This window comes from Streptomyces sp. 6N223 (genome assembly GCF_052246635.1).
Lineage (GTDB): Bacteria > Actinomycetota > Actinomycetes > Streptomycetales > Streptomycetaceae > Streptomyces.
The window spans coordinates 1-26,921 of record NZ_JBQQCA010000080.1 but is presented as its reverse complement, the minus strand read 5'-3'; the positions used below and the strand labels follow the sequence as shown (position 1 = coordinate 26,921).

Below are 26,921 nucleotides of genomic sequence, written 5' to 3'. Positions count from 1 at the left end.
GCATACTCAAAACAGAGACCATCCACGCGAGACAATCCTCGCAATGAATCTCGAAAAAATCTGGCATTGACAAGCATGACACGCTGTTGAGTTCTCAAGGAACGGACACCCACCGGGCGTTGCCTCGCTCTTTATCCATTCTAGCCGACTTCTCCGCGAGGTCCTAACCCGCTTCCCGGGGGTCCGCTTTACGGCGTACCGAAGGGCCCCTCGGAAGGGAAGTCATGGCTGAGATGGTGGCCACTCTCCGGGCACCTCCTCGCCGTCTTTCGACCGCTTCTTGGAGCGTGCCGCCCGGAGGCGACCCGACCAACGTTACGACCTCGCCACCCGGGCGTCAAGCCGGGTCCTGGGCCGGTGCGGCCGGTAGGGGCTGACCGTCGGATCGCCGTGGATCCAGAAACGCCAGGGCGGGACTGCCCCGTCCCCGGCGACCCCGGTCCGCGGGCCGGTCCTGACCTGCTCCTTCCCCACGGGGGTGCCCCGCAGAAGGCGCAAGCCCTGCTCCTCCTCGCCGCAGAGGTCCGCACCATCGAGCGTACGGTCGACGTCAAGCGCCGTCGCCAGCCGGGCGGGGCCCCGGGCCAGCTCGGCGTCGCGTCGCGCGGACGGCCGCCGCCGCCGCGCCAGCTCGGTGCCGCTCAGCACCTCCCCGGCGCGCAGGAGCACGGCTCCCGCCACCCCCGGGGGGCAGCACACCAGGTTCATGCAGTGCCACATGCCGTAGGTGAAGTAGACGTACACGTGACCGGGCGGGCCGTACATGGTGGCGTTCCGTGGCGTGCGGCCACGGAACGCGTGCGAGGCGGGGTCGAGCTCGCCGGCGTACGCCTCCACCTCGGTCAGGCGGACGGCGATGTCGCCCTCGGCGGAGGTCCGCACCAGGGTCCGGCCCAGCAGGTCGGGGGCCAGCTCCAGCGCGGGCCGGTCGAAGAAGTCCCGTGGCAGCGCCGGTGTCATCCCACGACCATACGCCGGCCGCCGGGCCCGGCCCCCGGGCGGCTGGCGCGGTGGCTAGGCTGACCCGGGCAGTGATCCACTCCCCTGATGATCCTGATCCACGATCCCCTGGCCTTCTGGAGGTTCCGACATGCCCGAGCCGCAGCGGCGCCCGCTCCCCCACGACTTTCATCCGCCGGTGGCGTCCTTCTCGGTGCACAGCGACGACGTGCAGGACGGGCAGCGGCTGAAGGATGACCAGGTGTACGCGGGCGGCAACGTCTCGCCGCATGTTCGCTGGTCCGGGTTCCCCGAGGGCACGCGTAGCTTCGCGGTCACCTGCTTCGACCCGGACGCGCCCACGGGCAGCGGCTTCTGGCACTGGGTGCTCTTCGACATCCCCGCGAACGTCACCGAGCTGCCGCTCGGCGCCGGAAGCGGTGACATGGCCGGGCTGCCGGAGGGCGCGGTGCACGTCCGCAACGACTACGGGACGCGCGACTTCGGCGGTGCCGCGCCGCCGCCCGGGGACGGCCCGCACCGCTATGTCTTCACGGTCTACGCCGTGGACACCGAGAAGCTGGGGCCGGACGCGGACGCCTCGCCGGCGTACGTCGGGTTCAACCTCCGGTTCCACGCGATCGGCCGCGCCCACGTGATCGGGGAGTACGAGAACCCCGCCGAGGGCTGAGGCCGCCTCCCGCCCGCCACTGCCCGTCACCGTCCGTTCCCGGGAAATTGCATTGTCGGCCGGGCCGGCCGGCGGCACAGTGGTGCCATCCCGCCGCGGGGGCGGGCCGGGACCGGGAGGTGGGCGGGATGCGTCAGACCCTTGTGCTGAATGCGAGCTACGAGCCGCTGTCGACGGTGCCGCTGCGCCGTGCCGTCGTCCTGGTCATCCAGCACAAGGCGGTCGTCGAGCACGCCCACCCCGGGCTGCGCGTGCGCGCTGCGGCGGTGGACCTGCCGGTGCCGCAGGTGATCCGGCTGCGGCGCTTCGTGAGGGTGCCGTTCCGACAACGGGCGCCGTGGTCGCGGCGCGGGGTGCTGGTCCGGGACCGGCACCGGTGCGCGTACTGCGGCCGCCGGGCGACCACCATCGACCACATCGTGCCGCGCTCGCAGGGCGGCGGCGACACGTGGCTGAACACGGTGGCGGCGTGCGCGGAGGACAACCACCGCAAGGCGGACCGTACGCCGGCGCAGGCGGGGATGCGGCTGCTGATCACGCCGTTCGAGCCGACACCGGGCGCGGCGCTGGTGCTCGCGGTGGGGGCGCGGGAGGGCGACGCGCCGCTGCCGGACTGGCTGCGGGTGCCACAGGCCGCGGCGTAGCCCGCGGCAGGACTCCCGCTACTCGATGCGCGGCTGCTGGCGCGGGGGCGGGGGCTTCTCCAGGGAGGAGGGGGTGGTGGTCTCGCCGCCTCCTCCGCCCGCTCCCTCGCCGCCGCCTCCGCCGTTGCCGTTGGCCAGCCTGCTGAGGTTGCCGCCGAGCCCCTTGAGCGCCTCGCCGATCTCGCTGGGGACGATCCAGAGCTTGTTGGAGTCGCCCTCGGCGATCTTCGGCAGCATCTGGACGTACTGGTAGGACAGCAGCTTCTGGTCGGCGTCCCCGGCGTGGATCGCCTCGAAGACGGTGCGGATGGCCTGTGCCTCGCCCTCGGCGCGCAGCGCGGAGGCGCGGGCGTCACCCTCGGCGCGCAGGATCTCGGCCTGCTTGGCGCCCTCGGCCTGGAGGATCTCGGACTGCCTCACACCCTCGGCCTGGAGGATCGCGGCGCGCTTGTCGCGGTCGGCGCGCATCTGCTTCTCCATCGAGTCCTGGATGGAGGTCGGCGGCTCGATCGCCTTGAGCTCGACGCGGTTGACGCGGATGCCCCACTTGCCGGTCGCCTCGTCCAGCACCCCGCGCAGCGCGGCGTTGATCTCCTCGCGGGAGGTGAGGGTGCGCTCCAGGTCCATGCCGCCGATGATGTTCCGCAGGGTGGTGACGGTGAGCTGCTCGATGGCCTGGATGTAGTTGGACACCTCGTAGGTGGCGGCGCGGGCGTCGGTCACCTGGTAGTAGATGACGGTGTCGATGTTCACCACGAGGTTGTCCTGGGTGATCACCGGCTGCGGCGGGAAGGGCACGACCTGCTCGCGGAGGTCGATGCGGTTGCGGATGCGGTCGATGAACGGGACGACGATGTTGAGGCCGGCGTTGAGCGTGCGGGTGTAGCGGCCGAACCGCTCCACGATGGCGGCGCTGGCCTGCTGGATCACCTGGATCGTCTGGACCAGCGCGATGACCACCAGCACCACCAGGATCACCAGCACGATGATGATGGCGTCCATCGTGTAATCCCCCTGCGACTAGGTGAGTTGGAACGATTGTCGGTGTGAGACGAGGTATCCATCACATCACGACAGCGGTGGCCCCGTCGATTTCGACGACGCTGACCTGACTGCCGGGCTCGAAGGTGTCCTCCTCGCTCAGCGCGCGTGCCGACCAGGTCTCCCCGGCGAGCCTGATGCGTCCGCTGGTGCCGTCGACCCGCTCCAGCACGACGGCGGACTTGCCCAAGAGCGCGTCCACGCCCGAACTCAGCGGCGGCGGCCCGGTGCGGGCGCGCCGGGCCACGGGCTGGACGACGATGATGAGGGCGGTGGACACGATGGCGAAGACGACGACCTGGAGTATCAGGTTGTCCGTCAGCCCGGCGGTGATCGCGCCCGCCACGGCGCCGGCCGCCAGCATGCCGAGCTCCGGCATGGCGGTGAGGACGAGCACGATGGCGAATCCTCCGGCGGCTACGAGCCACCACACCCAGAAGTCCACCAACTCATGGTAAGCCCGCCGGTTCGGCACCAACAGGGTTTGCGCCAACGCCGGCTGGGGCGCGGGGCCGGGCTCGCGCCGGGGCGCCGGGCGCGCCGGGTGGTCAGGCCAGCGGCAGCCCTTGGGCGGTCCAGCGGTCGCCCTGCCGCTCGACGACCAGCGGGAGGCCGAAGCAGCGGGAGAGGTTGGCCGAGGTGAGCGTGGTCTCCATCGGCCCGGCGGCCAGCACCTTGCCCTGGCTGATGAGGAGCACGTGGGTGAAGCCGGGGGCGATCTCCTCGACGTGGTGGGTCACCATGACCATGGCGGGGGCGTACGGGTCGCGGGCGAGGCGGCCCAGGCGGCGTACGAGGTCCTCGCGGCCGCCGAGGTCGAGGCCGGCGGCGGGCTCGTCGAGGAGCAGGAGTTCGGGGTCGGTCATCATGGCGCGGGCGATCTGGGTTCGCTTGCGCTCGCCCTCGGAGAGGGTGCCGAAGCGGCGGTCGAGGAGGTCGTTCATGCCCAGCCGGTCGAGGAACGCGCGGGCGCGGCGCTCGTCGACCTCGTCGTACTGCTCCTGCCAGCCGGCGGTCATGCCGTACGCGGCGGTGAGGACGGTCTGCAGCACGGTCTGTCTGCGGGGCAGCTTCTCGGCCAGCGCGCTCGACGCCATGCCGATGCGGGGGCGGAGTTCGAAGACGTCCACGCTGCCGAGCTTCTCGCCCAGGATCTGGGCGGTGCCGGTGGTGGGAAACAGGTAGCTGGAGGCGACGTTCAGCAGGGTGGTCTTGCCGGCGCCGTTGGGGCCGAGGATGACCCAGCGCTCGCCCTCCGCGACGGACCAGGAGACGTGGTCCACCAGAGCCCTGCCGCCGCGGACCACGGATACGTCCACCAGCTCCAGTACATCGCTCATGCGCGCGTTCTCTCCCCTTGCGTCGCCGGTCGTTCCAAGGACAAAAGCTCAAGGACAAACGCTACGGCACTCCAGTCCCGCGCCGGTCGTCAGGAGGTCAGCGGCCGCCTGGCGCGCTTCCCTAAGGTAGAGGCATGTTGGATGAACCTCGTGCGGGGCGGCTGGCCGCCTGGGGGAATGCCCTCTTCGCCGGGCTTGTCTCGCCGGATGACGCGGCGCTGCGCGTGGTGGGCCCCGATGCGGTCCACCGGGTCGCGGAGTTGCCGGACGAGCCGGACCCGGTGGGGCTGACGCTGGCGCTGGGGCGGCTGCGCTCGCTGGGGGTGACGGGGCTGCGGATCGCGCTGCCGGCGCCCGGGCACCCGCTGGGGCTGTGCGGTCCGCCGGAGTTCAACATGGTGGCCATGGCGGCCGGGGAGGCGGTGCTGACCTCCGCGCCGGCGGACGGGCCCGGGGCGGCGCCCGCGCTGGGCCTGGTGCCGGAGGTGAGCCAGGCGGGCCCGGCGGGGGACGTGCTGACGGAGGTGGTCTGGCGTTGCCTGCCGGTGCGTCAGGCGCCGCCGGCGGACGTGCCGACGCTGGGCGAGGCGGAGCGGGAGCTTGCGGAGGTGCTGCGGGAGGCGACGGAGGCGCTGACGGCGCTGGACGTGGCGGGGGCGGGCCCGGTGGCGCTGGCGCGGCTGGAGGCGTACCGGGCGAGGTCCGGCCCGAGGCGGCTGCTGGCGCCGGGCTATCCGCCGCGGGCGGTGCGGGTGCTGGAGCTCGCGCAGCGGGTGGGGGCGCTGGTGGAGATCGCCGAGGAGTCGGTGGAGGGGACGGGGGCGGTGAGTGCGGCGCAGATCGCGGAACGGGACCGGCTGCTGCGGCCGGTGGAGCGGGCGGCGCGGCGGGCGCGGGTGGCGGCGTACAACGCCTACGCCGAGGAGCTGGAGCGGCGGCGCGGCTGAGGCGGAGAAGCGGAGAACGGGTCAGGGCTCCCGGGCCGTTGGGGGCGGGAGCCCTGACGGGTGGTGCGCGCGCCGCACGCCGCGGAGGGGCCTCAGAGGTTGGCCGCGGTGTTGCCGAACGCCGAGTTGAGGAATCCGACGATGTTCACCGAGTTGCCGCTCAGCTGGATCGGGATGTCCAGCGGGATCTGCAGGATGTTGCCGCTGATCAGCCCCGGCGACTTCGCCGCGAATCCCTTGGCCGTGGCGCCGCTCGGGCCGTGTCCCCCGAAGGCGGAGGCGGTACCGGCGGCGCCCGAGACGGCCGCACCCGTGGCCACCAGCAGAATGGCGGCCCTCTTGGCAGTGTTCATGGTGTTGCGTTCCTCCTGGATGGGACTGTGCCGGGACCCCGGGTCGCGGGGTCGCACGTTGCACAACGCGCGCGTGGTGCCGATGGCACGGCGGCCCCGCGCGTTACCCACCATTCGGCGCAACCGGCGGCGCGCGCCCGTGAGAGCACTCAGAGAGTGGTGCCGGTGTTGCCGAAGGCGGGGTTGAGGACGCCCACGACGTTCACGGAGTTGCCGGTGATGTTGACGGGGATGTGGACGGGCGCCTGCACGGTGTTGCCGGAGCCGACGCCCGGGGAGGTGGTCGCCGAGCCGTGGGCGACGGACTCGGCGGAGGCCGCCCCGGCTCCGGCGACGACGATCCCGCCGGCCATGAGGGTGATCGCGGCGGCCTTCTTCAGGTTGTTCACTTGGTTCGACCTTCCTTGCACTGCACTTGGGCGTGCCGCGAGAAGTCCGTCGCGGCACGCCATGCAGAACGCCCGGCGGGCCGGGAGGATACGCCGTCCGGGCGACATACACCCGACGGTATGAATCTCGGTCAGGCATATGACGTGACCGCGCGCGGCGTTCAGTCGGAGACGCCGTGCCGTACGGCCCACAGCGCCGCCTGGGTCCGGTCGGCGAGGTCCAGCTTCATCAGGATGTTGGAGACGTGGGTCTTGACGGTCTTCTCGGACAGGACGAGCGCGCGGGCGATCTCGCGATTGGAACGCCCGCGGGCGATCAACGCCAGCACCTCGCGTTCGCGGTCGGTGAGGCTGCCGCCGCGGCCGCCGCCGGACACCTCCTCCGCCAGCAGCGCCCCGGCCACCTCCGGCTGGAGCAGCACGTGCCCGGCGTGCACCGAGCGGATCGCGCCGGCGAGGGCGTCGGGGTCGATGTCCTTGTGCACGTAGCCGGCGGCGCCGGCGCGCAGGGCGGGCACCACGGTGCGGCGTTCGGTGAAGCTGGTGACGATCAGCACGCGGGCGGGGTTGCCGGCGTCGCGCAGCCTGCGCAGCGCCTCCACGCCGTCGGTGCCGGGCATCTTGACGTCCATGAGGATCACGTCGGGCCGCAGCTCCTCGGCCCGTGCCACGCCCTCGGCTCCCTCGGCCGCCTCCCCCACGACCTCGATGTCGTCCTGGACCTCCAGGAACGTGCGCAGGCCGCGCCGCACCACCTGGTGGTCGTCCACGAGCAGCACGCGGATGACGTCAGCCACCGGGCACCTCCATCTCGATCACGGTGCCCTTGCCGGGCTCCGACTCCACGGTCAGGGCGCCGCCGACGGCCGCGGCGCGGTCGCGCATCGACACCAGGCCCAGGTGGCGGCCGGCGGCGCGGACGGCGTTCGGGTCGAAGCCGACGCCGTCGTCCGCGACGCGCAGCACGGTGGCGACGCCGCGCCGGAGGAGCGTGACCTCGACGCGGGTGGGGGCGGCGTGGCGCAGGGCGTTGTGCAGCGCCTCCTGGGCCACGCGGAGCATCGCCGCCTCCTGGGGGGCGGGCATCGCCCTCACGCCCTGGCTGTCGAAGGTGACGCCGGCCGGGTGGGCGCGGTCGAGGACCTGGGTCTGGGCGCGGAGGGTGGCGACGAGGCCGTCCTCGTCGAGCGCGGCGGGGCGCAGCTCGATGACGGCGGCGCGCAGCTCGTCGGCGGCCTCGGCGGCGAGCTGCGCGACCTGGCGCAGCTCCTGGCGGGCGCGGCCAGGGTCGCGGGTGACGAGGGCGGCGGCGGCCTGGGCGGTGAGCCGCAGGGAGAACAGCTTCTGGGCGACGGCGTCGTGCAGCTCGTGGGCGAGGCGGGCGCGTTCCTCGGCGATGGTGAGCTCGCGGCTGCGCTCGTAGAGGCGGGCGTTGGTCAGGGCGATGGCGGCGTGCTCGGCGAGCAGGCGCAGCAGCTCCTCGTCCTCGGCGGTGAAGGCGCAGCCGTCGTGGGGGTCCCGCCTGGGCTGCCGGCCGGGCGGGCAGCGCTTGTTGGCGAGGAAGAGGGCGCCGAGTACCTCCTCGCCGTCGGCGATGGGCATGCCGAGGAAGTCGGTGAGCTCGGGGTGGGCGGCGGGCCAGCCCTCGAAGTCGGGGTGGCGGCGCACGTCGGCGAGGCGTACGGGGGTGGCGTCGTGGAGCATGGCGGCGAGCACGCCGTGCTGGCGGGGCAGCGGGCCGATGGCCTGCCACTGGCGGTCGCTGACGCCGTCGACGATGAACTGGGCGAAGCCGCCGTGGCCGTCGGGTACGCCGAGGGCGGCGTAGCGGGCGGCGAGCAGCTCGCGGGCGGAGCCGACGATGGTCTGCAGCACGTCGCGCACCTCCAGGGTGCGGTTCATGGCGAGCAGCGCGGCGCTGACGGCGGCGAGCCCGGTTCTGGGGGCCATGAACAGCACGGTAACGCGCGGGGGTGGGCGGCGGATCGGGCCGCCGCTGGGGGACGGTGCGGCGGGGGTCGTAGGTCCCGGGGCGGAGGGCCCGCGGGCGCGGGCACGGCGGGTGACGGCGTTGGCACGCTGCGGCGTGGGCGGGGGCGGTGGGTGTGAGGCGCGGCATAGGACGGAAGTCCCGCTACGAAGCCGGGTAGTGGCGGGGGGTGGGCGCGGTGACCGGCCCGGATGGGGGTTCGGGGAGGTCCCGGGACGGTCCCGGCGGGGTCGGGATCGCACGGGGCCCCGTAGTAATTGCCCCCTTTGACCTGGTTTTTCGGCCTCGCTAAGACTGGCTCGCGACCCCCCGAATCAACAGGCCGCACCGCGACGACGGAGTGATGCGCTGCGGCCGGAAGCTGAGGTTTGAAACTCGATGTCTCTTCGTACCGCGCTGCGACAGAACCGCTCCCGTGCCCGCCGGCTGGTGGCCGCCGGGCTCCTCACCGCAACGGCCACGACCATCGGTGTGACCGGGCTGTCCGGCTCCGCCAGCGCCGCGGACGCCTCCGACATCAGCCACAACCGGGCCCTGGCCCGGCAGATGATCAGCGACGACGAGCAGTTCTCCTGCTTCCGGTGGATCGTCAACCACGAGAGTGACTGGGATCACACCGCGACCAACCCCACCAGCGGCGCCTACGGCCTGGTCCAGGCGCTGCCGGCGAAGCGCATGTCGACGGTGGACGACGACTGGAAGACGAACCCCGCCACCCAGATCGAGTGGGGCCTGAAGTACATGAAGGGCCGCTACGGCAGCCCGTGCGAGGCCAAGAACTTCTGGGAGGTCAACGGCTGGTACTGACCGGCCGGAGCCGTCACAGGCGAAGCGGCGGGCACCCTCACGGGGTGCCCGCCGCTTCCGACGTATGCGGTCGTAGGCGGTCGTAGGCGGTCAGGCGCGCATGACCTCGGGCTCGTGCCGGCGCAGGAACTTCATGACGAAGAAGCCGCAGACGACGGCGATCAGGCCGAGCATGGCGACGTCGAGCAGCCACGCCCCGGCCTCGTGCTTCCACAGCGGGTCCTCGCTGGAGTCGGCCGTGCGCGACAGCGTGTTCAGGTCCGTCGTGGTGCCGACGCCCGCCAGCGCCCAGCGCGAGGGCATCAGCCAGGCGATCTGCTCCACGCCCAGGGTGCCGTGCACCTCGAAGAGCGCGCCGGTGAAGACGAGCTGCACGACCGAGATCATCACCAGCAGCGGCATCGTCATCTCGGAGGTCTTCACCAGCGAGGAGATGACCAGGCCGATCATCATCGAGGTGCAGCCCAGCGCCATGATGACCAGGGTCATCTCCATGTACGGCGAGGCGATCACGCCCTCCTCGGGTTCGTCGCGCGGGAAGAAGCCGATCAGGCAGAGGATGGCGCCCTGGAGCACGGTGACGATGCCGAGGACGAAGACCTTGGACATCAGGTACGCGGAGCGTGAGAGGCCGACGGCGCGTTCTCGCTCGTAGATGACGCGCTCCTTGATGAGCTCTCTCACGGCGTTGGCCGCGCCGGTGAAGCACATGCCGACGACGATGACGAGCAGGATGATGCTGGCGTCGCCGTTGCGGCCGCCGACGTCCGGCGGGCCGTGGGCCAGACCGTAGTCGGACGGGATGATCGCGCTGACCAGGCCGAGGACCACGGGCAGGGCGATCGTCAGGCCCAGGAAGCCCTTGTCGGCCAGGATGACGGCGGCGTAGCGCTTCATCAGCGTCACCACCTGGGAGCCCCAGCTCTGGGCCTTGTGCTGCATGGCGGCCATGGCCATGGGCTGGTAGTACCCGGGCTGTGCCTGCTGCGGCTGCACGGCGTCCAGGTCGGCGGCGTACATCTGGTAGTGCTGCGAGCCGCGCCAGCGGCTCATCCAGTCGAAGTCGCGGTAGTTCTCGAAGGCGGAGAAGACGTCCGCCCAGCTGTCGTAGCCGAAGAAGTTCAGCGCCTCGTCGGGCGGGCCGAAGTACGCCACGCCGCCGCCGGGGGCCATCACCAGGACGCGGTCGCAGAGGTTGAGCTCGGCCACGGAGTGGGTGACGACGAGCACGGTGCGGCCGTCGTCGGCCAGGCCGCGCAGCAGCTGCATCACGTCGCGGTCCATGCCCGGGTCCAGGCCCGAGGTCGGCTCGTCGAGGAAGATCAGCGAGGGCTTGGTCAGCAGCTCCAGCGCGACCGAGACGCGCTTGCGCTGACCGCCGGAGAGGGAGGAGATGCGCTTGGTGGCGTGCGGGGAGAGCTTGAGCTCGGCCAGCACCTCCTCGACGCGGTTGTTGCGCTCGGCCTCGGCGACGTCGCCGGGGAAGCGGAGCTGGGCGGCCAGCCGCAGCGCCTGCCGCACGGGCAGGGCGGTGTGGAGGATGTCGTCCTGCGGCACCAGGCCTATGCGGTGGCGCAGCTCGGCGAAGTGGGTGTAGAGGTTCCGGTGGTCGTAGAGCACCTCGCCGTAGGTGGCCGGGCGGTAGCCGGTCAGCGCGCGCAGCAGGGTCGACTTGCCGGAGCCGGAGGGGCCGATGACGCCGACCAGCGACTTCTCGGGCACGCCGAAGGAGACGTCGTTGAGGATCGTCAGCTGGCCGTTGTTGACCTGCACCGTGAGGTGGCGGGCGGAGAAGGTGACGGCACCGGTGTCGATGTCCTCCTGGAGCTGGTTGCCGACCAGGCGGAAGGTGGAGTGGCCGATGGCGACGGTGTCGTTCTGGCCGAGGTAGCGGCGGCCGTTCTTCGGCAGCTGCTGGCCGTTGACGTAGGTGCCGTTGTGGCTGCCGAGGTCGTGGATCTCGAAGCGGCCGTCGGCGTGCGCCAGGAACTCGGCGTGGAAGCGGGAGACCTGCAGGTCGGAGACGACCAGCTCGTTCTCCAGGGCGCGGCCGATGCGGGTCACCTTGCCCACGGTGAGGTGGTGGAAGGTGGTGTTGGCGGCCCGGTCGCCGCCGGGCGCTGCGCCGCCGGGGCCCGCGGGCCCGCCGGGAACGCCGGCGCCGCCGGGGGCGGGGCCCTGCGGCGGGAAGCCGTAGCCGTGCTGCTGCTGGGGCATCCCCGGGGGCGGGCCACCGGCCATGGCGCCCGCGGGGGCCTCCATCGGAGGCTGCATCGGAGCCTGCATCGGGGCCTGCTGCTGCATCGGCGGCTGCATGGGGGCCTGCTGCGGCGCGGCCTGCTGCTGACGGGGCGCGGGCGCGGTGGAGGAGAAGGTGATGCGCGGGCCGTCGGCGGCGTTGCCCAGGTGGATGACGCTCCCCGGGGCGAGCGGCATCTGCTGGATGCGCTGGCCCTGGGCGTAGGTCCCGTTGGTGCTGCCGTGGTCCTCCACCACCCAGCTCTGACCGCCCCAGCGGAGCGTGGCGTGGCGCCAGGACACCCGCGAGTCGGTCAGCACGAGATCGCCCTGCGGATCCCTGCCCACGGTGTAGGTCCGCGTCGGGTCCAACGTCCAGGTTTGCCCGTTGAGTTCTAGTACGAGTTCCGGCACTCCATGCCCCACAAACAAAAGTTGTCCCCCGAAGAGACCTCAGCGTCAGAGGTCTAGGGATGGTTTGAACATCGTTGGGGAACTATTCCAGGCTCGGCCCGCTCGCGTGAAGTCGCCCCCCAGAAGTCACCGAGCTGGTGCAGAGCGTCAGCAACATCGTGACGTTCATCTCTCCGTGGCGTCCAGGGGCCGGACATGACATGTCGCTCTCGCCTGGTGCGACTACCGTGGTGGGCATCATGATGCCGGACGCGCCCACCCTGCTGGTGAAGATCTTCGGACGAGACAAACCGGGGCTCACCGCCGGACTCTTCGCCCAACTCGCCTCGTACGGGGTCGACGTCGTCGACATCGAGCAGGTCGTCACGCGCGGCCGGATCACGCTGTGCGCACTGGTGACCGCGCCGCGTGCCGGATCCGGAGGCGGGGGCGGGGCGAGCGAGGGCGAGCTGCGGGCCACGCTGCACGGCTGGGCCGAGGCGGCCGGGCTGCAGGCCGAGATCATCTCCGGCACCGGAGACAACCCCGCGCGCGGGGCCGGGCGTTCCCACGCCACGGTGCTCGGCAGCCCGCTGACCGCCGAGGCGACGGCGGCGATCGCCGCCCGCATCGCCGACACCGGCGGCAACATCGACCGCATCTTCCGGCTGGCGAAGTATCCGGTGACCGCCGTGGAGTTCGAGGTCTCCGGGGTGGCCACCGAGCGGCTGCGGACCGAGCTGGCCACCGAGGCCGCCGCGCGGGCGGTGGACGTGGCCGTCGTCGCCTCGGGGCTGGCGCGGCGGGCGCCGCGGCTGGTGGTGATGGACGTGGACTCCACGCTCATCCAGGACGAGGTGATCGAGCTGTTCGCGGCGCACGCCGGCTGCGAGGCGGAGGTCGCCAAGGTCACCGACGCGGCGATGCGCGGCGAGCTGGACTTCGTGGAGTCGCTCCACGCGCGGGTGGCGCTGCTGGCCGGGCTCGACGAGTCCGTGATCGACAAGGTCCGCGCCCGGGTCCGGCTGACGCCCGGGGCGCGCACCCTGATACGCACTCTCAAGCGGCTCGGCTGCCAGGTCGGGGTGGTCTCCGGCGGGTTCACGCAGGTCACCGACGCGCTGCAGGAGCATCTGGACCTGGACTTCGCCGCGGCGAACACCCTGGAGGTGGTGGGCGGCCGCCTCACCGGCCGGGTCACCGGGGAGATCGTGGACCGGGCCGGGAAGGCGCGGCTGCTGCGGCGCTTCGCGGCCGAGGCGGGCGTGCCGCTGTCGCGGACCGTGGCGATCGGCGACGGGGCGAACGACCTGGACATGCTGAACGCCGCCGGGCTCGGCGTCGCCTTCAACGCGAAGCCGCTGGTGGCGCAGGCGGCGCACACCGCGGTGAACGTGCCGTTCCTCGACACGGTCCTGTACCTGCTGGGGATCACCCGGGAAGAGGTGGAGGCGGCGGACGCTTCGGCCCTGCCGGGCCGGGGCTGACACGAACGCCCGGCACGAAGGGCCTGCTCGGACGCCCGGGCCTCGCAGGGCCGGGACGGGTCATTCGTGCGGGGTCCAGAACGCGACGAGGCGGGCCGAGCCGTGTTCCACGGACTTCCAGTCCCCGGTCAGGCTCAGCACGGCCATGGCCGAGGTGGGGAAGCCGGAGCGGTTCATGCGTGCGAGCGCGTCGCCCTCGCCCTCGCCGCTGAGGGCGTCGGCGAGCGCCTGGATGCCGGGGTTGTGGCCGACGAGCATCAGGTCCCTGATGGCGTCGTCCACCCCGTTGATCACGGCGATCAGCTCGCCCAGCGAGGCCTCGTAGAGCCTGTCGTCGTACACGGTCTTCGGTCGCCGCGACAGCTCGGGGGCGGTGAGCTTCCAGGTCTCGCGGCAGCGGGTCGCGGTCGAGCAGAGGGTCAGTTCGGGGCTGACTCCGGCCCCGGCCAGCCAGCGTCCGGCCACCGGGGCGTCCTTCCGGCCCCGGTCGGCGAGCGGCCGGTCGTGGTCGGAGACCTGAGGCCAGTCGGCCTTGGCGTGTCGGAGGAGAACGATCCTGCGGGGAACATCGACGCTCATGCGCCCCAGCTTCGCACGAAACGTGCCCCAGGTCTCGGGGGGTTGAGGATCTTCCCGGCCGCGGCCAGGGCACCGGTCATCAGGGGAAGAAAGCCTGCCGCACCTGGTCGACCAGCCCGGTCACCGGCTGGGTGACGGGCTGCCGCTGGCCGACCGCCCCGGCGTTGGCGTTGGTGCCGGCGACCAGCAGCGTCAGCAGGGCCGCGAAGACCGCGGCGGGGAGGAGCACGGCCCACCAGCGGAGCCGGATCTCGGTCATGGCGCTCGCCTCCGTCCTGTCGTCTGGGGCCCCTCCCGGGAACCACTCAGCACGCTACGGAACCGCCGGCGAGGCGCCCATCCGGCAACCCACCCAGTCGCCCCTGAACCTGGCCCCCTAAGGGATGGTGGTGCTAGCCCCACCCACGGGACTACGGGCCTAGGGGGAGGCGATGGTGGCGATGACGCCGATGACGACGCTGATGGCGAGCATGGCACCCAGGATCAGCAGCAGGGTCCGCTGGCCGCCGGTGGGGTTGGGGTCGAGCGCTGGCATGGGCCCAGTCTCCCACTCAGCCGCCGTCCTCCACGTGCCGGTCCCGGCCGGCCAGCCAGCCGACCGCGATCTGCGCGACCATCAGCACGATCAGGAGGGCCAGCGGCAGGTCCCAGCCGCCGGTGGCCTCGTAGATCGTGCCCACCAGCAGCGGGCCGGGGATGCAGATCAGGTAGCCGATGCTCTGGGTGAACGCCGAGAGCCGGGCGACGCCCTGGCTGGTGCGGGACCTGAGGCCGATCATGGTCAGCGCCACGGGGAAGGCGCAGTTCGATATGCCGAGCAGCACGACCCACAACCAGGCGCCCTGGGCCGGCACCGCCCACAGCCCGGCGTATCCGGCCAGCCCGAAGGCGCCGAGCACGGCGACGAGCGGGCCCTGGTGGGGCATCCGGGAGGCCAGGCGCGGCAGGACGAAGCCGAGCGGGGCGCCCAGGCCCATGATCACGGCGGTCAGCAGGCCGGCGGTGGAGGCCGGGACGCCCGCGTCGCGGAAGATCTGCGGCGCCCAGCCGGCGAGGGTGTAGGCGGAGATGGCCTGGACGCCGACGAACACGGCCAGCGCCCAGGCGACGCGGGAGCGGGCCAGGGACGGAGGCCGCGTCTCCCGGCGCTCCGGCGCGCGGCTCACGGCGTACGCCGTACCGCCCGGCGTGGGGTGGGCAGGCGCCGGCTCGGCGGGCGGCGGGTCCGCGGGCACCGGATCCTGGGGACGGAGGAGGACGAGGAGCCAGGGCAGGGTGGCCAGGGCCGCGACGGCGGCCCACAGGCCCAGGCCCGCGCGCCAGCTGTCGCCCGCCGCCCGCGCCAGCGGGAAGGTGAGGGCCGCGCCGGTCCCGCCGCCGAGGGTGAGCGCCATCGAGTACAGGCCGGTCATGGCGCCGACCCGGTCCGGGTAGTAGCGCTTGACGAGCACCGGCATCAGCACGTTCCCGATCGCCGTGCCGGCCAGCGCGAGGGCGCTGGTGACCAGGAACGGGACCGTGGAGCCGGTGAGGGAGCGCAGCGCCAGGCCCGCGGCGGTGGCGGTCAGCCCGGCCAGCGTCACGGCCGCCGGGCCGTGGCGGCGGGCCAGCCGGGGGGCGGCGACGCCGAAGACGGCGAAGCACAGCGCGGGCATGGAGGTCAGCAGGCCCGCCACGGTGCCGTTCATGCCCAGGTCCCTGCGTATCTCCGGGAGCACCGGGCCGAGGCCCGTGACGGCCACGCGGAGGTTGAACGCCGTCAGCACCAGGCCGACGGTGACAAGCCAGAGGGAGGAGGGCCGCCGCAAGCCGCGCGGCACGGATGCGCGGACGCCCTCCCGCGGAGTACGGTCACCCTTCACCAGGCCCATGGAGTCGCATCATAGAATCATGGGATGTATTCCTGGGGATCAGGATCCGGACATCCACATCTTGGACACATCTGGGACGGCCCATGCCACTGACCTCGCCCCGTCGATCCGCCCTCGCCGACCAGGTGATCGCCCAGCTCCGGGAGCAGATCGCCTCCGGCGAGTGGCCGGTCGGCTCGCGCATCCCGACCGAGCCGGAGCTCGTCGAGCGGCTCGGGGTGGCCAGGAACACCGTGCGGGAGGCGATCCGCGCCCTGGCCCACAACGGGCTGCTCGACATCCGGCAGGGCTCGGGCACCTACGTGGCGGCCACCAGCGAGCTCGCCGGCGTGATGCACCGCCGCTTCGCCGACGCCTCGCCCGACAGCGTGGCCGAGCTGCGCAGCGCGCTGGAGGCGGCGGGGGCCCGGCTGGCGGCGCGGCGGCGTACCGAGCGGGACCTGGCGCAGCTCGACGCGCTGCTGGGCCGGCGCGAGGCCGCCTGGGCCACCGGCGAGATCGAGCGCTTCGTGGCGGCGGACGCGGCGTTCCACCTGGCGGTGGTGCGGGCCTCGCACAACGAGGTGCTCGCCGCCGTCTACGCCGACCTCGGCACGGTGGTGCGCACCCTGCTCCGCCACGACGTCGACGACGCGATGCGGCCCGAGGACCACGTCGACCACGCCCGCCTGGTGGCGGCGATCCGCGCGGCCGACGAGGAGACGGCGGAGCGGGAGGCGGGCTCGTACGCCATGCTCTGCCGTACCACGGCCGTCGCCCAGCGCTAGGCCCGCCCCGTGCCGCCCCGCGCGCCGGGGGTCACGCCCCGGCTCACGCCCCCATCATGTGAACGCCGCCGTCCACGTGGACGATCTCGCCCGTGGTCTTCGGGAACCAGTCCGACAGCAGCGCCACCACGCCCCGCGCGGCCGGCTCGGGGTCGGCCAGGTCCCAGCCGAGGGGCGCCCGGGTGCCCCACACGTCCGCCAGCTCCTCGAAGCCGGGGATCGACTTGGCCGCCATCGACTTGATCGGGCCCGCCGAGACGAGGTTGAAGCGGAGGTTCCGCTCCCCGAGGTCGCGCGCGAGGTACCGCGTGGTCGCCTCCAGCGCCGCCTTGGCCACGCCCATCCAGTCGTACTTCGGCCAGGCGACCTGCGCGTCGAGGTCCATGCCGACGACCGAGCCGCCGCGCCGCTCCAGCAGCGGAAGCAGCGCCATGGTCAGCGACTTCAGGGAGAAGGCGGAGACCTCGACGGCGGTGGCGACCGAGGGCCAGTCGGCGTTCAGGAAGTCGAACGCCTCCTGAGGCGCGAAGGCGATCGAGTGCACCACGCCGTCCAGGCCGACGCCCTCGCCGAGCTCCCGGCCGACCAGCTCCGCCAGACGCTCCAGGTGCTCGGCGTTCTGCACGTCCAGTTCGATCACCGGCGCGGGCTTCGGCAGCCGCTTGGCGATGCGCTGCACGAGGGTGAGCCGCCCGTATCCGGTGAGCACCACCTCGGCGCCCTCCTCCTGCGCCAGCCTGGCGACGTGGAAGGCGATCGACGCCTCGGTCAGCACGCCCGTGACCAGGATGCGCTTTCCGGCGAGAAGTCCGCTCATGTTCAGTGCCCCATGCCCAATCCGCCGTCAACCGGGATGACGGCTCCAGTGATGTACGCCGCGTCCTCGGAGACGAGGAAGCGCACCGTGGCGGCGACCTCCTCGGGCTGGGCGTAGCGGCCCAGCGGCACCTGGCTCACGATCTCCGTCCGCCGGTTCTCCGTCAGCTCGCGCGTCATGTCGGTCTCCACGAAGCCGGGCGCGACGACGTTGCAGGTGATGCCGCGCGAGCCGAGCTCGCGGGCCACCGAGCGGGCGAAGCCGACCAGCGCCGCCTTGGAGGCGGCGTAGTTGGACTGCCCGGCCGACCCCAGCAGGCCGACGACCGAGGAGATCAGCACGATGCGTCCCGAGCGGGCCCGCAGCATCCCGCGGGCGGCGCGCTTGACGACGCGGAAGGTGCCGGTGAGGTTGGTGTCCAGGACCGCGGCGAAGTCCTCCTCGGACATCCGCAGCAGCAACTGGTCCCGCGCGATACCGGCGTTGGCCACCAGCACCTGCACGGGGCCGTGGGCGGCCTCCACCTCTTTGTAAGCCTGCTCCACCTGTTCCGGATCGGTGATGTCGCACTTCACCGCCAGGCAGCCGCGTTCGGTGAGCTCCGCCGGCGGTTCCCCCGAGCGGTAGGTGACGGCGACCTTGTCGCCGCCGTCGGCGAGGGCGCGGGCGATGGACAGGCCAATGCCGCGATTACCTCCCGTGACGAGCACCGAGTGGCTCAACGGGGACACCCCTTCTCTCTCTGGTTCCCACTGGTCGTGCGGGTCGTGCGCGCGTCTTCCGATCACACGCTATCCGCCCGGCCGGACGGAGTGGGGATCGGTGCGCGACAGGGGCATCGACCGGGCACTGTGGGATTCCTACAGCGCGGAACGGCCCGATAATGCTTGGGCGCCTGGCGAACAGAAGGGCATGATCGATGCGGGGCGCTCCCCCACCGCCCCCCGCCCACCGCAGAAGGCAACGGACAGGAGAGACCGTGCCAGGCACCACACCCGGTTCCGCATCCGGATCCACACCCGGTTCGCCATCGCGATCCATTGACGAAACCTTCCTCGCGCTCCCGCTGCGCCCCTTGGCCGACGCCGCCCTGGCCCGGGCCAGGGCCCTGGGCGCCGACCACGCCGACTTCCGGCTTGAGCGCATCCGCAGCGCCAACTGGCTGCTGCGCGACGGCCGTCCCGCCGGCACGCAGGACACCACCGACACCGGGTACGGCGTTCGCGTCGTGCACGGCGGCAGCTGGGGCTTCGCCGCCGGGGTGGAGATGACGCCGGACGGTGCCGCGCGCGTGGCCGCGCAGGCGGTGGCGATGGCGAAGCTGTCCGCCAAGGTCATCGCGGCGGCCGGCTCCGACGAGCGGGTCGAGCTGGCGCCCGAGCCCTCCTACGGCGAGCAGAGCTGGGTCTCGGCGTACGAGGTCAACCCCTTCGACGTGCCCGAGGCCGACAAGACCGGGCTGCTGGCCGACTGGAGCGGGAGGCTGCTGGCGGCCGACGCCGTCACGCACGTGGACGCCCGGCTCTGGGCGGTGCAGGAGAACAAGTTCTACGCCGACACCGCGGGCACCGTCACCACGCAGCAGCGGATCCGGCTGGCCCCCGAGCTGACCGCCACCGCCGTCGACTCCGACAGCGGCGTCTTCGACACCATGCGCACCCTCGCTCCGCCCGCCGGGCGGGGGTGGGAGTACGTGACCGGCACCGGCTGGGACTGGGACGCCGAGCTGGCCGAGATGCCCGAGCTGCTGGCGGCGAAGATGGCCGCGCCCTCGGTCGAGCCCGGCCGGTACGACCTGGTCATCGACCCCTCCAACCTCTTCCTCACCATCCACGAGTCGATCGGGCACGCCACCGAGCTGGACCGGGCGCTGGGCTACGAGGCGGCGTACGCCGGCACCTCCTTCGCCACCTTCGACAAGCTCGGCACGCTGGCGTACGGCTCGGAGGTCATGAACGTGACCGGCGACCGGACCGTGGAGCACGGCCTGGCCACCATCGGGTACGACGACGAGGGCGTGCGCACCCAGACCTGGGACCTGGTGAAGGACGGCGTCCTGGTCGGGTACCAGATGGACCGCAGGATCGCCGCGCTCAAGGGCTTCGAGCGCTCCAACGGCTGCGCCTTCGCCGACTCCCCCTCGCACGTGCCGCTGCAGCGGATGGCGAACGTCTCCCTCCAGCCCGCGCCCGGCGGCCCGAGCACCGAGGAGCTCATCTCCGGCGTGGAGCGCGGCATCTACGTCGTCGGCGACGGCTCCTGGTCGATCGACATGCAGCGCTACAACTTCCAGTTCACCGGCCAGCGCTTCTTCCGCATCGAGAACGGGCGGCTCGCCGGGCAGCTCAGGGACGTCGCCTACCAGGCCACCACCACCGACTTCTGGGGCGCGATGGAGGCGGTGGGCGGGCCGCAGACGTACGTGCTGGGCGGCTCGTTCATGTGCGGCAAGGCGCAGCCGGGGCAGGTCGCCGCCGTCTCCCACGGCTGCCCCTCGGCGCTCTTCCGCTCCATCAACATCCTCAACACCACCCAGGAGTCCGGGCGATGACCGACACGCAGCGCAGCAGCGCACCGCACGAGACCGTCGAGCGCGCCCTGGCGCTGTCCCGGGCCGACGGCACGGTGGTGATCGCCGACGAGACCTCCACCGCCAACCTCCGCTGGGCCGCCAACGGGCTGACCACCAACGGCGTCACCCGGGGCCGCCGCCTCACCGTCATCGCCACCGTGGGCGGGGCGCAGGGCACCGCCGCCGGGGTCGTGTCGCAGAGCGCGGTGACCGACGACGAGATCGAGCCGCTGGTGCGGGCCGCCGAGGAGGCCGCCCGGTCCTCGCCCTCGGCCGAGGACGCCCAGCCACTGGTCGAGGGCGTGCCGGCGTCGGCGGACTTCACCGACGGCCCGGCCGAGACCTCGCCGGAGGTCTTCGCCGCCTTCGCGCCCGCGCTCGGCGAGACCTTCGCGCGCGCCCGCGCCGAGGGCCGCGAGCTGTTCGGCTTCGCCAGCCACGAGGTGGTCTCGACCTACCTGGGCACCTCCACGGGCCTCAGGCTGCGGCACGACCAGCCCACCGGGCACCTGGAGATCAACGCCAAGTCACCCGACCGGCAGCGCTCCTCCTTCGTGACGGTGCCGACGGACGACTTCACGGACGTGGACGTGGCCGCGCTCGACGCCGACCTGGCCACGCGGCTGGCCTGGGCCGAACGCCGCGTCGAGCTGCCCGCCGGCCGGTACGAGACGCTGCTGCCGCCGACCTCCGTGGCCGACCTGCTGATCTACCAGTACTGGATGTCGGACGCCCGCAACGCCCACGAGGGCCGGAACGTCTTCGCCAAGGCGGGCGGCGGCACGCGCGTCGGCGAGCGGCTGGCCACGCTGCCGGCCACGCTCTACAGCGACCCGGCCGCGCCGGGCCTCGCCGCCTCGCCGTTCCTCGTGGTCCACGCCTCGACCGACAGCTTCACGCCGGGCATCTCGGTCTTCGACAACGGCCTGCCGCTGGCGCGGACCGACTGGATGCGCGAGGGCGTGCTCGGCCAGCTCCCGACCAGCCGCTACACCGCCGGCCTCACCGGCCTGCCGGTGGCCCCGCTGAACGGCAACCTGCTGCTGGAGGCGGGCGGCACGCGCTCGCTGACGGACCTGGTGGCCGGCACCGAGCGGGGGCTGCTGATCACGACGCTGTGGTACATCCGCGAGGTCGACCCGAAGACGCTGCTGCTGACGGGCCTGACGCGGGACGGCGTCTACCTGGTCGAGGGCGGCGAGGTGACGGGCGTGGTGAACAACTTCCGCTTCAACGAGTCGCCCCTCGACGTCATCGGCCGGGCGACGGAGGCCGGACGCACCGAGCGGTGCCGCTCCCGCGAGTGGGGCGAGTACTTCCCGCAGACGGCGATGCCCGCGCTGCGCGTGCCCGAGTTCAACATGAGCTCGGTCAGCCCGGGTGTGTGATCTCCCGGGCCTCCCGGGCGGCGGCCGGGGCCTTCGGCGGGCCCCGGCCGCGCCGTAGGATGGTCGCCGACCGTTACCCCCCTCACCGGCTTCCCAGGGAAGTGGACTGATCGTGACACGCCTCGGCGACTCCGTGCAGCGCGCCCGCGCGCTGCTGGCGCAGGATCTCTCGGCCGACAGCACCGTGCGGCGGCTGCTGGAGGAGACGGCGTCGCGGCGTTATCTGGAGCTGACGGACCTGTCGGCGAAGGAGCAGGCGGAGCTGATCGCCTCCCGGACGGTGGAGGTGCTGCCGTCGGTGGCGGTGCTGGCGGAGCGGATCGAGACGGCGCGGGGCGAGGGGCGCGGGCTGCACGTGAAGCTCGGGATCGACCCGACCGCGGTCGACGTGCACCTCGGGCACGCCGTGCCGATCATCGTGCTCAGCCGCTTCCAGCGGATGGGGCACGACGTCACGCTGATCATCGGCGACATCACGGCGAAGATCGGCGACCCCTCGGGGCGTTCCACCGAGCGGCCGCCGCTGACCGACGAGGACATCGCGCGGAACCTGGCGGGGTACCGGGACCAGGTCCGGCCGTTCTTCGACTTCGGGCGAGGCGAGACGGAGGTCCCCCCGGCCGGAGGCTGGGGGACGGTCCGCTTCCGGCACAACAGCGAGTGGCTGGCGGGCGTCGCGCTGCCGCGGCTGATCGGCATCCTGGCGCAGGTCCCGGCCTCGGCGCTGCTGCAGCGCGAGGACTTCCGCACCCGTCTGGAGGGCGGGCACGGCCTGACCATGTCGGAGCTGATCTACCCGGTGGCCATGGCGATCGACTCCGCGGAGATCGACGCCGACGTCGAGCTGGGCGGCGTCGACCAGCTGCTGAACATGCAGATGGGGCGGCGGGTGATGGAGATCTACGGACAGGTGCCGCAGATGATCGTCGCCATGCCGCTGATCGAGGGCACCGACGGCTCGGGCGCGAAGATGTCGAAGTCCCAGGGCAACTACATTGGCCTGCGCGCGTCCGCCGAGGAGGTCTTCGGCAAGGTCATGTCGGTCCCCGACCGGCTGATGGAGCCGTACCTGCGGGCGTGGACGGAGTGGACGGACGCCGAGATCGAGCTGGCGGCGGCGCGGCTGGCGGACGGGGCGCTGCACCCGATGGACCTCAAGCGGGTCCTGGCGGGCGAGGTGGTGACCGCGCTGCACGGCGTGGACGCGGCGATGGCGGCCCGGGAGGAGTTCGAGGCGCAGTTCTCGCGGCGGCGCTTCGGCGAGGTGGCGACGCTGCCTGAGGTGGAGCTTGCGGAGCACGGCGGGGAGGGCATCGCCGCCGTGCTGACGAAGATCCTGGGGTTCACGCCGAGCGCCTCGGCGGCGCGGCGGCTGGCGAAGCAGGGCGGGCTGCGGCTGGTGCTGGAGCCCGACGGCGGGGAGCAGACCGCGTTCGTGCTGCCGGAGGCGGAGGCGCTGCGCCCGCTGGGCGAGGTGGTGGCCGAGCGGCTCGCCGAGGCGCCGGCCCCCGGGCCCGTGGGCGTGTACCTGAAGGCGGGCCGCAAGCTGGCCGCGGTGCGCGGCGGCGCGCCGGCCTCCTGACCCGGCCCCGGCCCCGGTCCGGCGCGGGGCGTACCGTGGGAGGCGAGGGTGGTGAGCGGTGTGCTGTGGCGACGTGGCCGAACGGAACCGGCGGTCCATCGGATCACCGGTGCGCGGCAGAGCCTGGACGAGGATGTGCGCGGGCGGCAGCGGCGCTATGTCGTCTCGATGCTGATCCGCACCGTGGCGGTGCTGCTGACGGTGCTGCTGTGGAACGTGAGCCGCCCGCTGTCGGTGGTGACGCTCGTGCTGGGGGTGGTGCTGCCATACGTCGCCGTGGTGGTCGCCAACGCCGGGCGGGAGAACGCCCCCTCCCTGCCGTCCACCTTCATCACCGGCGCGTCGCGGCCCCGGCTCCCCCCGGGCGGGGAGGGCGCGGAGCCGGACGATCACAAGCGGACGTGAGCGTTCCGTCTGCGAAGCTCAAGAAAACCTCAGATGATTTGGCGCCTTCCAGTGCCGCGAGCCACGCGTCGCATGTCATACTTCAAGAGCGCTCCGTATCCCCCGTCGGAGCGACAGACCGACGCCGGGCGGCTCCCCCCGTGGCCGCCCGGCGTCGCCATGTCTGTTCTGTGAGGAGTCCCGAGGGTTCTTGAGGATGTTGGACGGGTTCGGTGCCGAGCACGAGCGGCTGATCTGCTCCGCGAAGGGGTGCCGCGAGGACGCCGTGTGGGTGCTGGCGTGGAACAACCCGAAGCTGCACACGCCGGAGCGGCGCAAGACGTGGCTGGCGTGTGAAGAGCACCGCGAGCACCTGTCGCGCTTCCTCGGGGTGCGGGGGTTCCTGAAGGACGTGGTCCCGCTGGCGGAGTGGCCGAGGGAGCCGGGCGGGCCCGGCGAGGGCTGAGGGCCGCCGAGGTTCCCCTAGGGCCGAGGCCGGGGGCCGTAGCGGCCGGCGGGCGTCAGCCGCCGATGGCGGACATGGGCCGCTGGGGCTGCACGAACGCGGGGTCGTCGAGGCCGGAGCCCGCCTTCTTGCCCCACATCGCCGCCCGCCACCGCGAGGCGATCTCGGCGTCGGCGGCCCCCGAGCGCAGCGCGCCGCGCAGGTCGGACTCCTCGCGCGCGAACAGGCAGGTGCGCACCTGGCCGTCGGCGGTGAGGCGGGTGCGGTCGCAGGCGCGGCAGAAGGGCCGCGTGACGGAGGCGATGACGCCGACCCGGGCGGGGCCGCCGTCGACCAGCCAGCGCTCGGCCGGGGCGGAGCCGCGCTCCTCCTCGCCCTCCGGGGTGAGCGTGAAGCGGGTGCGCAGCGAGCGGAGGATGTCGCCCGCGGTGATCATGCTGTCGCGCTGCCAGCCGTGCTGCGCGTCGAGCGGCATCTGCTCGATGAAACGCAGCTCGTACCGCTGCTCGATGGCCCAGGAGAGCAGGTCGGGGGCCTCCGCCTCGTTCACCCCCGGCAGGAGCACGGCGTTGATCTTGACGGGGGTGAGGCCGGCGTCCCGGGCGGCGGCGAGGCCGCGCAGCACGTCGCCGTGACGGCGGCGGCGGGTGATGCGCTGGAAGGTCTCGGGGTCGATGGTGTCGAGCGAGACGTTCACCCGGTCGAGGCCGGCTTCGCGCAGCGCGCCGGCCACCCGCTCCAGACCGATGCCGTTGGTGGTGAGGGAGAGCTTCGGGCGGGGGGTGAGCGCGGCACAGCGCTCCACGATGCCGACGAGGCCGGGGCGCAGCAGCGGCTCGCCGCCGGTGAACCTCACCTCTGTGACGCCGAGATCGGTGACGGCGATCCGCACCAGGCGGACGATCTCGTCGTCGGTGAGCAACTCCGGCTTGGCGAGCCAGGAGAGGCCCTCCTCCGGCATGCAGTACGTGCAGCGCAGGTTGCACCGGTCGGTGAGGGAGACCCGCAGGTCGGTGGCGATCCGACCGAAGGTGTCGAGCAGCATCCGGGAACCTCCGACGGCGTGTGACGACTGCTTCGCAGACTACGGCACGGCGCTGACATCGGCAGGGTCGTCACCGGAGACAGGTACGGAGGAACGACCTGGTCAGGCGTCAACTCCGGGCCGTGGTGCGGGCGCTGTCAGTGCCGCCCCTTATCCTCAGGGACCATGCTCGATGACCACCAGGCGGCCGCGGCCCCTCTTCCCGCACAGCAGACCGTCACCGGCTCGTGGCCCTCCGGCTATCCAGCCGGATACGCCGTGGTCGACGTCGAGACCACCGGTCTCTCGCGCGACGACCGGGTCGTCTCCGCAGCGGTCTACCAGCTCGACGCCCAGGGCAACATCCAGGACCACTGGTACACGGCGGTCAACCCGCAGCGCGATCCGGGGCCGACCTGGATCCACGGGCTGACCGCCGAAATGCTCGCCGACGCGCCGCTGTTCACCGAGATCGCCGGGGACCTCTCGGAGCGGCTGGCCGGGCGGGTCATGGTGGCGCACAACGCCGGCTTCGACTGGGCGATGATCGCCCGGGAGTACGCGCGGGCGGAGCGCACGGCGCCGGTCAAGCAGCGGCTGTGCACCATTCAGCTGTCCAAGTCGCTGGCGCTGCCGCTGAAGAACCACAAGCTGGAGACGCTGGCGGCGTTCTTCGGCGTCGCGCAGCGGCAGGCGCACCACGCGCTGGACGACGCCCGGGTGCTGGCGGAGGTGTTCCGCCCGAGCCTGCACCGGGCGGCGGGGCTGCGGCTGCGGCTGCCGCTGCTGGCGTGCCTTCCGCTCACCGCGTGGACGGCGTTCCCGCTCGAGTCCGAGGACGGGGAGCCGGAGGACGGGACGGACGGCGCGGGCGGCGCGGGCGGCGCGGGCGGCGCGGGCGAGGGCAGAGCCGAGGGCGGCGGCGGAGGCGGCGAGCCGGAGAGCCGCCGCGACCGGAGCTGGCGCTCGGGCTGGCGGCAGACCCGGCGGCGCCCGCCGTGCCCGTACCCCAACCCCGGGCGGTTGGAGCCGGGCGGGAGGCTGGTGCAGGGGATGCGGGTGGCGTTCTCCGGCGACACCTCGGTGGAGCGGGAGCTGCTGGAGGACCGGGCCGCCGCGGCGGGGCTGCAGATCGCGCCCGGCGTCTCGCGCCACACCAGCCTGCTGGTGACCAACGACCCCGAGGCGGCGACCGCCAAGGTCAGCAGGGCCCGCGCGTACGGCACGCCGATCGTGGACGAGGCTGCGTTCACCCGGCTGCTGGGGGACGTGGCCCCGGCGGCGGAGCGGTAGTCCGGCTCGGGTACGGTCGAGTGCTGTGTACCGCTTTCTGCTGACACGGCAGTGGGTGATCCTCACGCTCGTCGCCCTGCTCCTGATCCCGACCATGGTGTGGTTGGGCTTCTGGCAGCTGCACCGGCACGAACAGCGGGTGGCGCGGAACGAGCTGATCGCCGAGAGCCTGGACGCCGCGCCGATGCCGGTGGACGAGCTGACCCGGGCGGGCGGCGCGCCCGACCCGGACGACCGGTACCGCAGGGTCACGGCGACGGGGGTGTACGACGCCGACGGCGAGGTGCTGGCCCGGCAGCGGTCCAACGACGAGGGCCGGCTGGGGTACTTCGTGCTGACCCCGCTGGTGCGGGCGGACGGCACCGGGGTGCTGGTCAACCGCGGCTGGGTCCGGGCGGGCGACGACCCGACCCGGGCGCCGGAGGTGGCCGCCCCGCCCGAGGGCGAGGTCACCGTCACCGGGCGGATGATGGCCGACGAGACCAGCGGCACCACCGGCATCAGGGAGCGCTCCGGGCTGCCCGAGGGCATGGTGATGCTGATCAGCTCCGGGGAGCGCGCGGCGGACCTGGGCATCCCCATGCTGGGCGGCTACGTGGAGCTGACGAAGACCTCTCCCGCGCCGGGGAACGCCGGGGCGGGGAACGCCGGCGAGGCGCGCGGCGGCGGCGCGCGGCCAGAGCTGCTGCCGGAGCCCGACCACACGGGCATCGGCGCGCACCTGGCGTACGCCGTGCAGTGGTGGCTGTTCGCGGCGGGCGTCCCGGTCGGCTGGGTGCTGCTGGTGCGCCGGGAGATACGAGACCGACGGGCCGAGGCCGCCAGGCCGCCGAAGCCGGAGCCGGAGCCGGACGCGGAGCGGACGGAGCCCATCCCTGCCGCCTCGGCGTAGGTGCCGGGGGCTCCGCCCCCGGACCCC

General features: G+C 72.8%; 29 protein-coding genes. 13 read left to right on the top strand and 16 right to left on the bottom strand.

What is annotated here, in order from left to right:
* Nucleotides 1-315: 315 nt before the first annotated feature.
* Nucleotides 316-960: a DNA-3-methyladenine glycosylase gene (locus tag ACTWQH_RS30870; protein ID WP_443290105.1), complete on the bottom strand. Its 645-nt coding sequence runs from the start codon at nt 958-960 to the stop codon at nt 316-318.
* Nucleotides 961-1,090: 130 nt separating this feature from the next.
* Here ACTWQH_RS30870 and ACTWQH_RS30865 point away from each other — a divergent pair, with 130 nt between their 5' ends.
* Together ACTWQH_RS30865 and ACTWQH_RS30860 are read left to right on the top strand one after the other, a co-directional pair.
* Nucleotides 1,091-1,630 (top strand): YbhB/YbcL family Raf kinase inhibitor-like protein, encoded by a 540-nt coding sequence (locus ACTWQH_RS30865; RefSeq protein WP_443290104.1) that lies wholly within the window; start codon nt 1,091-1,093, stop codon nt 1,628-1,630.
* A gap of 128 nt (nt 1,631-1,758) precedes the next feature.
* A complete protein-coding gene (locus tag ACTWQH_RS30860) occupies nt 1,759-2,274 on the top strand; it encodes an HNH endonuclease (protein WP_443290103.1) in 516 nt (171 codons plus the stop codon).
* Between the two features lie 18 nt (nt 2,275-2,292).
* On the opposite strand, the gene ACTWQH_RS30855 is transcribed toward ACTWQH_RS30860, so the two are convergent.
* From ACTWQH_RS30855 to ACTWQH_RS30845, 3 genes are all read right to left on the bottom strand, one after another.
* A complete protein-coding gene (locus ACTWQH_RS30855; protein ID WP_443290102.1) occupies nt 2,293-3,276 on the bottom strand; it encodes an SPFH domain-containing protein in 984 nt (327 codons plus the stop codon).
* 61 nt (nt 3,277-3,337) lie between these two features.
* Entirely contained in the window at nt 3,338-3,760 is a 423-nt protein-coding gene (locus ACTWQH_RS30850; RefSeq protein ID WP_443290101.1) for an NfeD family protein, read from the bottom strand.
* A gap of 103 nt (nt 3,761-3,863) precedes the next feature.
* Nucleotides 3,864-4,655 carry an ABC transporter ATP-binding protein gene (locus tag ACTWQH_RS30845; RefSeq protein WP_443290100.1) on the bottom strand — a complete coding sequence of 264 codons (792 nt, stop codon included), beginning with the start codon at nt 4,653-4,655 and terminating at the stop codon, nt 3,864-3,866.
* Nucleotides 4,656-4,789: 134 nt separating this feature from the next.
* Here ACTWQH_RS30845 and ACTWQH_RS30840 point away from each other — a divergent pair, with 134 nt between their 5' ends.
* Nucleotides 4,790-5,602, top strand: coding sequence for a hypothetical protein (locus tag ACTWQH_RS30840; RefSeq protein WP_443290099.1), 813 nt, complete (start codon nt 4,790-4,792; stop codon nt 5,600-5,602).
* 92 nt (nt 5,603-5,694) lie between these two features.
* Here the strand turns inward: ACTWQH_RS30840 and ACTWQH_RS30835 are convergent, their stop codons facing one another.
* The 4 genes from ACTWQH_RS30835 to ACTWQH_RS30820 all read right to left on the bottom strand — a co-directional run bounded on the left by ACTWQH_RS30835 (nt 5,695) and on the right by ACTWQH_RS30820 (nt 8,294).
* Nucleotides 5,695-5,955 carry a chaplin gene (locus ACTWQH_RS30835; protein ID WP_443290098.1) on the bottom strand — a complete coding sequence of 87 codons (261 nt, stop codon included), beginning with the start codon at nt 5,953-5,955 and terminating at the stop codon, nt 5,695-5,697.
* A 149-nt stretch (nt 5,956-6,104) separates the two neighbouring features.
* Entirely contained in the window at nt 6,105-6,344 is a 240-nt protein-coding gene (locus ACTWQH_RS30830) for a chaplin (RefSeq protein ID WP_443290097.1), read from the bottom strand.
* Between the two features lie 161 nt (nt 6,345-6,505).
* A complete protein-coding gene (locus ACTWQH_RS30825; RefSeq protein ID WP_443290096.1) occupies nt 6,506-7,141 on the bottom strand; it encodes a response regulator in 636 nt (211 codons plus the stop codon).
* Complete coding sequence (locus ACTWQH_RS30820) at nt 7,134-8,294, bottom strand: GAF domain-containing sensor histidine kinase (protein WP_443290095.1); 1,161 nt, start codon at nt 8,292-8,294, stop codon at nt 7,134-7,136. The genes ACTWQH_RS30825 and ACTWQH_RS30820 overlap by 8 nt, the downstream gene beginning before the upstream one ends.
* Nucleotides 8,295-8,712: 418 nt before the next feature.
* On the opposite strand from ACTWQH_RS30820, the gene ACTWQH_RS30815 reads away from it, so the two are divergent.
* Nucleotides 8,713-9,141: a transglycosylase SLT domain-containing protein gene (locus tag ACTWQH_RS30815; RefSeq protein WP_443290094.1), complete on the top strand. Its 429-nt coding sequence runs from the start codon at nt 8,713-8,715 to the stop codon at nt 9,139-9,141.
* Nucleotides 9,142-9,231: 90 nt separating this feature from the next.
* Here the strand turns inward: ACTWQH_RS30815 and ACTWQH_RS30810 are convergent, their stop codons facing one another.
* Complete coding sequence (locus ACTWQH_RS30810; RefSeq protein WP_443290093.1) at nt 9,232-11,793, bottom strand: FHA domain-containing protein; 2,562 nt, start codon at nt 11,791-11,793, stop codon at nt 9,232-9,234.
* Nucleotides 11,794-11,993: 200 nt separating this feature from the next.
* Here ACTWQH_RS30810 and serB point away from each other — a divergent pair, with 200 nt between their 5' ends.
* Nucleotides 11,994-13,259 (top strand): phosphoserine phosphatase SerB, encoded by a 1,266-nt coding sequence (gene serB, locus ACTWQH_RS30805; protein ID WP_443290092.1) that lies wholly within the window; start codon nt 11,994-11,996, stop codon nt 13,257-13,259.
* A 60-nt stretch (nt 13,260-13,319) separates the two neighbouring features.
* Here the strand turns inward: serB and ACTWQH_RS30800 are convergent, their stop codons facing one another.
* The 4 genes from ACTWQH_RS30800 to ACTWQH_RS30785 form a co-directional block, all read right to left on the bottom strand.
* Nucleotides 13,320-13,838, bottom strand: a complete 519-nt coding sequence (locus tag ACTWQH_RS30800) for a SixA phosphatase family protein (RefSeq protein WP_443290091.1) — start codon at nt 13,836-13,838, stop codon at nt 13,320-13,322.
* Between the two features lie 79 nt (nt 13,839-13,917).
* Entirely contained in the window at nt 13,918-14,097 is a 180-nt protein-coding gene (locus ACTWQH_RS30795) for a hypothetical protein (protein ID WP_443290090.1), read from the bottom strand.
* Nucleotides 14,098-14,256: 159 nt separating this feature from the next.
* Entirely contained in the window at nt 14,257-14,373 is a 117-nt protein-coding gene (locus ACTWQH_RS30790) for an SGM_5486 family transporter-associated protein (protein WP_443290089.1), read from the bottom strand.
* A gap of 16 nt (nt 14,374-14,389) precedes the next feature.
* Nucleotides 14,390-15,709 carry a CynX/NimT family MFS transporter gene (locus tag ACTWQH_RS30785; protein ID WP_443290088.1) on the bottom strand — a complete coding sequence of 440 codons (1,320 nt, stop codon included), beginning with the start codon at nt 15,707-15,709 and terminating at the stop codon, nt 14,390-14,392.
* Nucleotides 15,710-15,792: 83 nt separating this feature from the next.
* On the opposite strand from ACTWQH_RS30785, the gene ACTWQH_RS30780 reads away from it, so the two are divergent.
* The gene (locus tag ACTWQH_RS30780; RefSeq protein WP_443290087.1) at nt 15,793-16,476 is read left to right on the top strand and encodes a FadR/GntR family transcriptional regulator; all 684 of its coding nucleotides are present in this window, start codon (nt 15,793-15,795) and stop codon (nt 16,474-16,476) included.
* A 43-nt stretch (nt 16,477-16,519) separates the two neighbouring features.
* Here ACTWQH_RS30780 and fabI read toward each other — a convergent pair whose 3' ends face one another.
* Both fabI and fabG read right to left on the bottom strand, forming a co-directional pair.
* Entirely contained in the window at nt 16,520-17,293 is a 774-nt protein-coding gene (gene fabI / locus ACTWQH_RS30775) for an enoyl-ACP reductase FabI (RefSeq protein WP_443290086.1), read from the bottom strand.
* A gap of 2 nt (nt 17,294-17,295) precedes the next feature.
* Entirely contained in the window at nt 17,296-18,015 is a 720-nt protein-coding gene (gene fabG / locus ACTWQH_RS30770) for a 3-oxoacyl-[acyl-carrier-protein] reductase (RefSeq protein ID WP_443290085.1), read from the bottom strand.
* 317 nt (nt 18,016-18,332) lie between these two features.
* On the opposite strand from fabG, the gene ACTWQH_RS30765 reads away from it, so the two are divergent.
* From ACTWQH_RS30765 to ACTWQH_RS30745, 5 genes are all read left to right on the top strand, one after another.
* Nucleotides 18,333-19,844: a TldD/PmbA family protein gene (locus ACTWQH_RS30765; protein ID WP_443290107.1), complete on the top strand. Its 1,512-nt coding sequence runs from the start codon at nt 18,333-18,335 to the stop codon at nt 19,842-19,844.
* Nucleotides 19,841-21,253, top strand: a complete 1,413-nt coding sequence (locus tag ACTWQH_RS30760; RefSeq protein ID WP_443290084.1) for a metallopeptidase TldD-related protein — start codon at nt 19,841-19,843, stop codon at nt 21,251-21,253. Before ACTWQH_RS30765 ends, ACTWQH_RS30760 begins: the two co-directional genes overlap by 4 nt.
* 112 nt (nt 21,254-21,365) lie before the next feature.
* A complete protein-coding gene (gene tyrS, locus ACTWQH_RS30755) occupies nt 21,366-22,835 on the top strand; it encodes a tyrosine--tRNA ligase (protein WP_443290083.1) in 1,470 nt (489 codons plus the stop codon).
* Nucleotides 22,836-22,886: 51 nt separating this feature from the next.
* On the top strand, nt 22,887-23,240 hold the full coding sequence (locus ACTWQH_RS30750; protein ID WP_443290082.1) for a DUF3099 domain-containing protein: 354 nt from the start codon (nt 22,887-22,889) through the stop codon (nt 23,238-23,240).
* A gap of 196 nt (nt 23,241-23,436) precedes the next feature.
* A complete protein-coding gene (locus ACTWQH_RS30745; RefSeq protein ID WP_443290106.1) occupies nt 23,437-23,685 on the top strand; it encodes a hypothetical protein in 249 nt (82 codons plus the stop codon).
* Nucleotides 23,686-23,740: 55 nt separating this feature from the next.
* Here ACTWQH_RS30745 and moaA read toward each other — a convergent pair whose 3' ends face one another.
* Nucleotides 23,741-24,730 carry a GTP 3',8-cyclase MoaA gene (gene moaA / locus ACTWQH_RS30740; RefSeq protein ID WP_443290081.1) on the bottom strand — a complete coding sequence of 330 codons (990 nt, stop codon included), beginning with the start codon at nt 24,728-24,730 and terminating at the stop codon, nt 23,741-23,743.
* Between the two features lie 165 nt (nt 24,731-24,895).
* Between moaA and ACTWQH_RS30735 the strand changes: the two genes are divergently transcribed.
* Together ACTWQH_RS30735 and ACTWQH_RS30730 are read left to right on the top strand one after the other, a co-directional pair.
* Nucleotides 24,896-26,002, top strand: coding sequence for an exonuclease domain-containing protein (locus ACTWQH_RS30735; protein WP_443290080.1), 1,107 nt, complete (start codon nt 24,896-24,898; stop codon nt 26,000-26,002).
* A gap of 25 nt (nt 26,003-26,027) precedes the next feature.
* Nucleotides 26,028-26,894, top strand: a complete 867-nt coding sequence (locus ACTWQH_RS30730) for an SURF1 family cytochrome oxidase biogenesis protein (protein WP_443290079.1) — start codon at nt 26,028-26,030, stop codon at nt 26,892-26,894.
* The last annotated feature ends 27 nt before the right edge of the window (nt 26,895-26,921 follow it).